This is a genomic window from Pseudomonas sp. BJa5, assembly GCF_030272875.2.
Lineage (GTDB): Bacteria > Pseudomonadota > Gammaproteobacteria > Pseudomonadales > Pseudomonadaceae > Aquipseudomonas.
The window spans coordinates 1-260 of record NZ_JALRNG020000166.1; the positions used below are offsets into that span (position 1 = coordinate 1).

A 260-nucleotide genomic window follows, 5' to 3' on the forward strand; every position below is an offset into this window, starting at 1 on the left:
CCTGCAGGTACAGCAGGAGCAGCGGCGGCACGCGCAACAGCCATATAATCAGCAGGGTGCAGTACAGCGCATAGGCCAGGGAGGCGACCAGCAACAGAGCATCCCCACCGTTGAGCCCGTGCTGTAGCAACACGCACAGGTCACCGGCCGATACCACCAGCAACACGCCGATCAAGGACACCCGCGCGCCGGCCAGGGCGCCGTAGCTCAGGCGAAGGCCCAGGCTGACCATGGCCATGGCCAGGGACATCAAGGGCATC

Annotated in this window: 1 pseudogene; it reads right to left on the reverse strand. The window is 65.4% G+C overall.

Annotated elements, in window-relative coordinates:
- Positions 1 to 260, reverse strand: a pseudogene (locus tag M2D63_RS25865) (EamA family transporter); the annotation flags it as partial.